Source organism: Bacteroides sp. CAG:189 (assembly GCF_000432295.1).
Taxonomy (GTDB): domain Bacteria; phylum Bacteroidota; class Bacteroidia; order Bacteroidales; family Bacteroidaceae; genus Bacteroides; species Bacteroides salyersiae.
This window is the reverse complement of the sequence record NZ_HF991117.1, coordinates 1-8184: the sequence shown is the minus strand read 5'-3', so window position 1 is coordinate 8184 and position 8184 is coordinate 1. Positions and strand designations below refer to the sequence as shown.

At 38.6% G+C, this 8184-nt stretch carries 9 protein-coding genes; all 9 read left to right on the top strand.

Annotated features, from left to right (window positions below):
- The first annotated feature begins 90 nt into the window (after positions 1-90).
- The 9 genes from QVP90_RS16210 to QVP90_RS16170 all read left to right on the top strand — a co-directional run bounded on the left by QVP90_RS16210 (position 91) and on the right by QVP90_RS16170 (position 8168).
- Positions 91-1008, top strand: coding sequence for a cation diffusion facilitator family transporter (locus QVP90_RS16210; protein ID WP_021937013.1), 918 nt, complete (start codon positions 91-93; stop codon positions 1006-1008).
- A gap of 263 nt (positions 1009-1271) precedes the next feature.
- Positions 1272-2810 carry a Do family serine endopeptidase gene (locus QVP90_RS16205; protein ID WP_021937012.1) on the top strand — a complete coding sequence of 513 codons (1539 nt, stop codon included), beginning with the start codon at positions 1272-1274 and terminating at the stop codon, positions 2808-2810.
- A 195-nt stretch (positions 2811-3005) separates the two neighbouring features.
- Positions 3006-3866 (top strand): sigma-70 family RNA polymerase sigma factor, encoded by an 861-nt coding sequence (locus QVP90_RS16200; RefSeq protein WP_002561589.1) that lies wholly within the window; start codon positions 3006-3008, stop codon positions 3864-3866.
- Between the two features lie 143 nt (positions 3867-4009).
- Positions 4010-4633 (top strand): murein L,D-transpeptidase catalytic domain-containing protein, encoded by a 624-nt coding sequence (locus QVP90_RS16195; RefSeq protein WP_288204855.1) that lies wholly within the window; start codon positions 4010-4012, stop codon positions 4631-4633.
- 77 nt (positions 4634-4710) lie between these two features.
- Complete coding sequence (locus QVP90_RS16190; protein ID WP_021937010.1) at positions 4711-5112, top strand: hypothetical protein; 402 nt, start codon at positions 4711-4713, stop codon at positions 5110-5112.
- 83 nt (positions 5113-5195) lie between these two features.
- The gene (locus QVP90_RS16185; RefSeq protein WP_021937009.1) at positions 5196-6380 is read left to right on the top strand and encodes a clostripain-related cysteine peptidase; all 1185 of its coding nucleotides are present in this window, start codon (positions 5196-5198) and stop codon (positions 6378-6380) included.
- Positions 6381-6387: 7 nt separating this feature from the next.
- A complete protein-coding gene (locus tag QVP90_RS16180; protein WP_021937008.1) occupies positions 6388-7392 on the top strand; it encodes a hypothetical protein in 1005 nt (334 codons plus the stop codon).
- A gap of 94 nt (positions 7393-7486) precedes the next feature.
- Complete coding sequence (locus QVP90_RS16175) at positions 7487-7684, top strand: hypothetical protein (RefSeq protein ID WP_005931162.1); 198 nt, start codon at positions 7487-7489, stop codon at positions 7682-7684.
- 238 nt (positions 7685-7922) lie between these two features.
- Complete coding sequence (locus QVP90_RS16170) at positions 7923-8168, top strand: YecH family metal-binding protein (protein WP_005931164.1); 246 nt, start codon at positions 7923-7925, stop codon at positions 8166-8168.
- The last annotated feature ends 16 nt before the right edge of the window (positions 8169-8184 follow it).

Sequence of the window (8184 nt, the reverse complement as noted above, 5' to 3'; positions counted from 1 at the left end):
TCATGTTAATCTATTAATTGTCTGAATGTTTCTTTCGTTCATTTTTTCATTCTTAAATTGGCACATTGGCACATTATTTAATTATTTAAAATGTCACGAGAGAAAATATTAATAAAAACTTCGTGGATAAGTACGATTGGTAATGCGGTACTTTCTGCGTCGAAAATTGTAATTGGTCTGTGGGCCGGTAGTTTGGCTGTACTCGGTGATGGTATTGATTCGGCAACGGATGTGGTTATTTCCATCGTTATGATTTTTACGGCGCGTGTTATCAGCCGGCCACCTTCCAAGAAGTATGTGTTCGGTTATGAAAAGGCCGAGGGTATTGCAACTAAGATATTGTCACTTGTGATCTTTTATGCCGGTGTACAAATGTTGTTGTCTGCAATTGGGAGTATTTTCTCAAATGAAACTAAAGAAATTCCTTCTTCCATTGCCATATATGTCACCTTGTTTTCTATTGCCGGCAAGTTGTTGCTGGCATCTTATCAATATAAACAAGGAAAGAAGATCAACAGTTCCTTACTTACGGCAAATGCAGTCAATATGCGTAATGATGTGGTCATCTCATCCGGAGTATTACTGGGGTTGATCTTTACTTTTATATTTAAACTGCCTATACTCGATTCAATCACTGGATTGATAATCAGTCTGTTCATTATAAAGTCTTCAGTGAACATCTTTATAGATTCCAATGTAGAATTGATGGATGGCGTTAAGGATGTCAATGTATATAATAAGATATTCAAAGCTGTAGAGCAAGTACCCGGTGCAGGCAATCCCCATCGTGTCCGATCGAGAATGATAGGGAATTTATATCTGATCACACTCGATATAGAAGTCGATCCCAAAATAACCATAACGCAGGCGCATGAGATTGCCGATTCTGTAGAGAAGAGCATTAAAGGTTCGATTGATAACGTTTATGATATTCTGGTACATGTAGAACCTGCCGGTAAATGTCAGACGGATGAAAGATTCGGTATAGATAAAGGTATGGTGGAATAATCCAAAAGTATATTATGGGTGACATACTGCCATATTTGGCATATTCCCCTGTGTAGGAAATGCATGTTAAAAGGGTTGTCATGTAATGAATGTAAATTTGTCAGTTCATGCCGTTAACCGCTGTTAATCAGTAAATATTCTCTGTTAAAAGAGGACAAAAAAGAGTGACAAGTGGAATAAGTGAATGATTTTTGTCGTTATTTTAACGTCATAAAGTTAAAACAAAACGGAATATTAACATTTTAAAGAATAAAAAGAATAGTATGAAACAGACAACAAGAAACATTTTAGGAGTAGGGGCTATCGTTCTGCTGAGTTCAGGAGTTGCAGGCATAACTACCTACAAAATGATGCAGGGGCAGGATACCGATAAGCAGATAGCATTTAATGAGGTGTTCCAGCAGAACCCTAATGTAAAATTGGCTGCTTTTGATGCAATCGATGCACAACCGGTAGATTTGACACAAGCGGCTGAAAATTCGCTTCATGCTGTAGTCCATATAAAATCAACTCAGACTTCAAAGACGCAGACCGTTCAGACACCTCCCGATATTTTTGATTTCTTTTTCGGTGATGGACGTGGCGGACAGCGTAGAGTACAAACTCCGGAACGTGTAGGTTTCGGTTCGGGGGTCATTATCTCTAAAGATGGATACATCGTAACGAACAATCACGTAATTGACGGAGCTGACGAAATAGCTGTGAAGTTGAATGATAACCGTGAATTTAAAGGACGTATCATCGGTACAGACCCGAGTACTGACCTTGCATTGGTGAAAATAGAATCGGATGATGATCTGCCTACCATTCCGGTTGGTGATTCTGAAGCGTTGAAAGTAGGAGAGTGGGTACTTGCAGTAGGTAACCCGTTTAATCTGAATTCTACTGTAACTGCCGGTATCGTAAGTGCAAAGGCCCGTACATTGGGTGTTTACAACGGTGGTATCGAATCGTTCATCCAGACGGATGCTGCGATCAACCAAGGTAACAGTGGTGGTGCGTTGGTTAATGCTAAAGGTGAATTGGTTGGAATCAACTCTGTGTTGTCATCTCCTACAGGTGCATATGCCGGGTATGGATTTGCTATCCCGACCAGCATTATGAAGAAAGTGGTTGCCGACTTGAAAGAATACGGTACTGTACAGCGTGCAATGTTAGGTATCGCAGGGGCTTCTTTGGGAACCAGTATTATGGAAGACCAGCAGCCTATCGATAAATCAGGTACTACACTTCGTGATAAAGCAAAAGAATTCGGTGTGGTAGATGGTGTTTGGGTTCGTGAAATTGTTGACGGTGGTTCTGCTGCCGGTGCCGATATCAAGGTAGACGACGTTATTATCGGTATTGATGGAAAGAAAGTACATAACTTTGCTGATTTGCAGGAAGCACTTGCTAAGCATCGTCCGGGTGACAAGGTGACTGTGAAGTTGATTCGCGATAAGAAAGAGAAGAATGTAGAGGTGACATTGAAGAATGAACAGGGAACTACCAAAGTAGTAAAGAATGCCGGAATGGAAATTCTGGGTGCAGCTTTCAGGGAGATTCCTGTTGATTTGAAGAAACAACTCAAGTTAGGATATGGTGTCGAAGTGACAGGAGTTACCAATGGAAAAATGAAGGATGCGGGTGTCCGTAAAGGCTTCATTATCTTGAAAGCTAATGGCGAGCAAATACGTAAAGTCAGTGATCTGGAAGAAGTGCTCAAGGCAGCTACTAAGTCACCGGATCAGGTATTGTTCCTCACCGGAATGTTCCCCTCTGGAAAACGTGCCAACTATGCCGTTGATCTGACTCAGGAATAAATAGGTAGTTTATAATTAATTTAAGGTAAGAAGATTGTAATATTAGCTAATGAATAAGAAAAAGAATGCCGACAGACAACTTGTCGGTGTTCTTTTTTGTTTCATAGTTAATAATAATGGTGAAAAAGTTACGTTAAGATAATAAGTTAACAAATTATTTGTTGTAACTTTGCACTCCAAATCTGTTTTATAAGAATGAGACAACTAAAGATTACCAAAAGTATCACTAACAGAGAGAGCGCTTCTCTTGATAAGTATTTGCAGGAAATAGGTCGTGAAGATCTCATCACTGTAGAAGAAGAGGTAGAGCTCGCTCAGCGTATTCGTAAGGGTGACCGTGTAGCGTTGGAAAAACTGACACGTGCCAATCTTCGTTTCGTCGTATCTGTGGCCAAGCAGTACCAGAACCAGGGTTTGAGTTTGCCGGATTTGATTAATGAAGGCAATTTAGGACTGATCAAGGCTGCCGAAAAGTTTGATGAAACACGTGGATTTAAGTTTATCAGTTACGCTGTATGGTGGATTCGCCAGTCTATTCTGCAAGCATTGGCAGAGCAGTCGCGAATTGTTCGTCTCCCATTGAACCAGGTAGGTTCGCTGAATAAAATCAGCAAAGCCTTTTCCAAGTTTGAGCAAGAGAACGAACGTCGTCCGTCTCCTGAAGAGTTGGCAGACGAACTGGAAATCCCGGTTGATAAAATCTCTGATACATTAAAGGTGTCCGGCCGTCATATTTCGGTGGATGCTCCGTTTGTTGAAGGAGAAGACAACAGCTTGCTGGATGTGCTGGTAAACGATGATTCGCCTATGGCGGATCGCTCTCTGGTAAATGAGTCTCTTGCGAGGGAAATTGATAGAGCACTTTCTACGTTAACCGATAGGGAAAAAGAAATCATACAGATGTTTTTCGGTATCGGACAACAGGAAATGACATTAGAAGAAATCGGCGATAAGTTTGGCCTCACACGTGAGCGCGTTCGCCAGATAAAAGAAAAAGCAATCAGAAGATTAAGACAAAGTAATCGTAGTAAATTGCTCAAATCGTACTTGGGATAAGTCGATATATCAGTTTTCGAAAAAAGGTATTAGTCGTGTAAGTAAAAGTGTTTAGGGTAACAATCTTAAAACGTGCTTACACGACTTTTTTATGTCTTTGTAGAAGCGTATTTCTGTATTTTTACTTGTAAGTATACTGTCTTATGAATAAATCGGTTCGATTTTTGTTAGTTCTGTTTTTGGCTTTCATATTCTGTTTTATTGCACGTGGCAGATGTGGTGGAAGCGCCGATACTTTCTCTACTGGTGAATACAATCGTTTGAAGTTAAAGGCAGATTCTGCAAAAGTTTATTGTGTAGATAAGGGATTCAATACCAATTACTGTTTCTTGGTCGATTTCTGTATACATTCCGGCAAGAAAAGGTTTTTTGTTTGGGACTTTAGGGGTGATTCTGTCGTATATGCCAGCCTTTGTGCACATGGGTATGGGAAAAACAGTACTGCTTCCAAACCTGTATTCAGTAATGTGGAGGGAAGTTATTGTTCTTCTTTGGGACGCTATAAAGTCAGTATCCGTTCGTATAGCAAATGGGGAATCAACGTTCATTATAAATTGCACGGACTGGAACCGACGAATGACAATGCTTTCAAACGTGTAATTGTGCTTCATTCGTATGATCTTGTGCCTGCGACCGATATTTATCCGGTACATCTTCCATTGGGGATAAGCCAGGGATGTCCTGTGATATGCAATGATGTGATGCGAAAAGTAGACAAATTGCTAAAGGGTGAGGCAAAGCCGGTGTTGCTATGGATGTATCGTTAGTAATGCCATTTATTTGTGATAAATAAGGGATATTTCCTCTTTTTTGTTACCTTTGCCACGATAAAAACAATTCAGATATGAAATACGTAAAAATACTATTTGCCATAGCATTGGTGTTTACAATGTGTTCGGCGTTTTCACTAAAGAAAGGTTCTCACAAGCCTGTGTATGCCTTTGGCATTTCAGCATCGTTTACTGATACGGTGGTGTATTATACCGACATTCAGTTGTTGGATAGTGTTCATCTTGATAAGGGTGTTTTTTTGCCGCATCGTGAATTGTATAGCTACCAGTTGAAGAACTTCCTGGAGTTTGAAATGAACTTGCCTAATCGTACCTGTATGATTTATTTTTCCGATAATAAAAAGAAAATTGATAAGGAGGCTTTGAAAGTACTCGGAAAATATAAGAAGAATAAATCGATTGTTCTGCAAAAAATAGATCCGGAGAAGTTCCGGTTTACTAAACCGGAAGAGTAGTTCGGACGTTAATATATAAGAGATACATGGTTTGTATCTCTTATTTTTTTATCTTTGTACACATTGTAATAAATAAATTTAAAATGAAGCGACTGATTACACTTTCTTTCTTTTTCTATCTGGTATTTTTTTTGGTATCTTGTCATGACGATGAAGAGCCTAAGATAAAAGCTTCAAGAACTGTTCTTATGTATTTGGTCGCAGATAATAGTATAAGTGATGATATATATCCTAACATTGCGTCGGTAGAAGAAGGGTTGAAAAATGCGGAGACTCCAGGGACTTTTGTGATTTATTGGGATGGAGGGAAGTATTATAGGAGTGAGTTTCCACAGCCTACTTTATTTAAATATGAAGTAGGGGAAGATGGAAAAGTGAGTGATCGGGTGATTATTCAAACATATAATGAACAGAATTCGCTGTCTCAGGATGTGATGCTTGATGTATTTAAAGATGTAGAAGAACTATGCCCTGCGGAATGTTATGGATTGATATTTGGATCTCATGCTACAGGATGGCTTCCGGTGGATCATAGTCGTACTCGGTCTTTTGGGGATGACGGTGGCTTAAAAATTGACATACCTGATTTGGCTGATGTGTTGGCACGTACTTCTATACATTTTGACTATATTTTGATGGATGCCTGTTTGATGTCACAGGTTGAAGTTGCATATGAACTTAGACATAGTGCCGATTATTTGATCCTTTCTCCGGCGGAGGTGATGAGTACCGGTTTTCCTTATAAAAATATTGTAAAGTATCTTTTGTCTGTTGACGATAAAGAAAGGAATGCAGTTTTATTAGCTCAGGCATATCTTGATTATTATAAAACACAAAGATTTCCTTGGGCCACAATTGCTGTTGTGAAGACTGATGAAATGGAGCTTTTGGCTGCAGTTACTCGTTCTATTATGCAAGAGAATATGGAGAATATTGCAAGTTTTACTCCATCTATGTTATCCTTATTTCAGAATAGATATGGGTATGGAAGAGGAGAACTAAGTCGTTCATCATATGATTTCAGAGCTTTTGTAAGTGAAGTGACCGGTGGAAATATTCCTTTAGCTTTTGAAGGACAACTTGGAAAAACTGTTATTTTCGAAGGGTATGTGAATGATTATCCATTGGTAAATATTGATGAAGATATGTATTCCGGTATTGGTTGCTATATTCCATACAAGTCTTTTACTAAATGGAATGCTTATTTTAAGAATTTACAGTGGTATTCTGCTGTGGGCTGGGATACTACTGAAGTCTTATTGGAATAAATATACTATGGAAAACACCTCAAATCTTATCCCTCCAACTCCGAAGCAAAAATATGTCCGTGGTTGGCTTTCCTTTTTTCTGTTTGTAGTAGGCTTTGGTTCATTGTTTAGTTTGATCATGTCCATTGTCGGTTTTAGTTCTGTAGACAACGTTGGTTTTATTACTTGTCTTTTTTCCGGTATCGATATTTTATTTTCTTTAGGTCTTGTGGCGTTAGCCGGTTATACCATTTATGCTTTTTTGTATATTCGGCCTAATGCCGTTTTTCTCGGAAAGTTATATGTTATCATTATTTTTATTTCCAATATGTTGGTTTTGTTGTCCGGTGAAATGCCGGATACAGGGTGGGATAGCCTTCCACAGGTGGTGAAAGCATTGGTTTGGAGTTTTATCTGGTTCAGTTATCTTTGTGTTTCCAGGCAGGTGGAGAATCTTTTTCCTAAAGAAGAACGTATGGTGTTCAAAAGAGATAAATATTTTGCGGTTTCTTTACTGGTGATACCGGCCTTGCTTCTGCTAATTTATTTTATATCTTATTTAGGGAACAGTACTGCTGTGGTGTCTCTTTCTCCGGAAAAGGGAGAATATACCGACGGAGTTGTTGCTTTTCGTGCCCCGAAGGGCTTGTTGTGTGAAAGAGTAGATAGTATTTCCGATAACATATACCATTCCTTCGAATCGGGAGACAGTATTTGGGGAACAGTAGTAGGGGTATATGATACGAATACTACTGAAGCTTACTTCAAAGAGTGTGTGGACTCTTGGAGAGACACTGCGCTGGATGGTTATGATTTCTCCGTTCTTGATATGAATACCGGACTGGTGGATCATAATGTGTTGCGTATGCAGTCGATCCGATATATAACCGATCCGCGTCTGGTTTGGACATTTGCTGCTTTGTTTAGCCCAGAGACAGGGAAGGCGTGTATTATTTCTTGTTTTGCAACCACTCCGGTAGAAAGAACGGAGGGAGTGGTCAATGAGATGCTACAGACCATACGATTTAAATAGGTGGTGGAAAGTTCTTTTTTATTTTGATTTTATGGATAAAAAATCTATGTTTGTAGCACCGACAATATTGCGGTAATTAAAAAAACAGTAAGCAATGGAATATGCTGTAATCATCTATTACGTACTTGTTGAAGGAGAACAAGTCGTTGAAAGCCTGAATGTTAAGAAAAACATAGAGGCAAGTTCTCCGGAAGAGGCTATTGGTGTGGCTTATAAATTATTTGAAGCCGAAGTGGAAGCTGCGGATGAAGAATGTTATATTGTGTCGATAATTCCTAATGCTATGCACTAATGTATGATGTTTTCATATTTCGGATAATATGGATGTGATTGATAGGCTTGGCATGAGGTTTTTGTTGCAATATAATAAAGATCGTTTTTGCAGTATAGTTTATCTAAAAAATGTGATAATTATGGTTATTATTGCAGGGTAATATTGTTTTTAATGCAATAAAATAATTATTATTTCTGTCACATTTGTTACAGTTTTGATTCATATATTTGCATTATCTTTGCAGAAAAATATGATTATGGAACAGTTACATGCACATGAAGTTCTCCACATGATGGAAGGAAATAGTTATTCAGAATCATCTTTGCGGAAAGCAATTGTAGATAAGTTTGGTGAATGTCAGCATTTTTATGCTTGTTCGGCAGATGATATGAATGTTGATGAATTAATCGAATTTCTTAAAAAGAAAGGTAAGTTTATGCCTGTGAGGGATGGATTTACCGTAGATGTATCTAAGGTTTGTAGTCACGAAACAGGTAAGTAGATTTTTATCGGTGGGA

What these genes read in the sequence shown, in the direction of transcription:
- QVP90_RS16200 (WP_002561589.1), top strand. Translation starts at nt 3,006, where the DNA reads ATGAGACAACTAAAGATTACCAAAAGTATCACTAACAGAGAGAGCGCT.
- QVP90_RS16190 (WP_021937010.1), top strand. Translation starts at nt 4,711, where the DNA reads ATGAAATACGTAAAAATACTATTTGCCATAGCATTGGTGTTTACAATG.
- QVP90_RS16195 (WP_288204855.1), top strand. Translation starts at nt 4,010, where the DNA reads ATGAATAAATCGGTTCGATTTTTGTTAGTTCTGTTTTTGGCTTTCATA.
- QVP90_RS16205 (WP_021937012.1), top strand. Translation starts at nt 1,272, where the DNA reads ATGAAACAGACAACAAGAAACATTTTAGGAGTAGGGGCTATCGTTCTG.
- QVP90_RS16175 (WP_005931162.1), top strand. Translation starts at nt 7,487, where the DNA reads ATGGAATATGCTGTAATCATCTATTACGTACTTGTTGAAGGAGAACAA.
- QVP90_RS16185 (WP_021937009.1), top strand. Translation starts at nt 5,196, where the DNA reads ATGAAGCGACTGATTACACTTTCTTTCTTTTTCTATCTGGTATTTTTT.
- QVP90_RS16180 (WP_021937008.1), top strand. Translation starts at nt 6,388, where the DNA reads ATGGAAAACACCTCAAATCTTATCCCTCCAACTCCGAAGCAAAAATAT.
- QVP90_RS16170 (WP_005931164.1), top strand. Translation starts at nt 7,923, where the DNA reads ATGGAACAGTTACATGCACATGAAGTTCTCCACATGATGGAAGGAAAT.
- QVP90_RS16210 (WP_021937013.1), top strand. Translation starts at nt 91, where the DNA reads ATGTCACGAGAGAAAATATTAATAAAAACTTCGTGGATAAGTACGATT.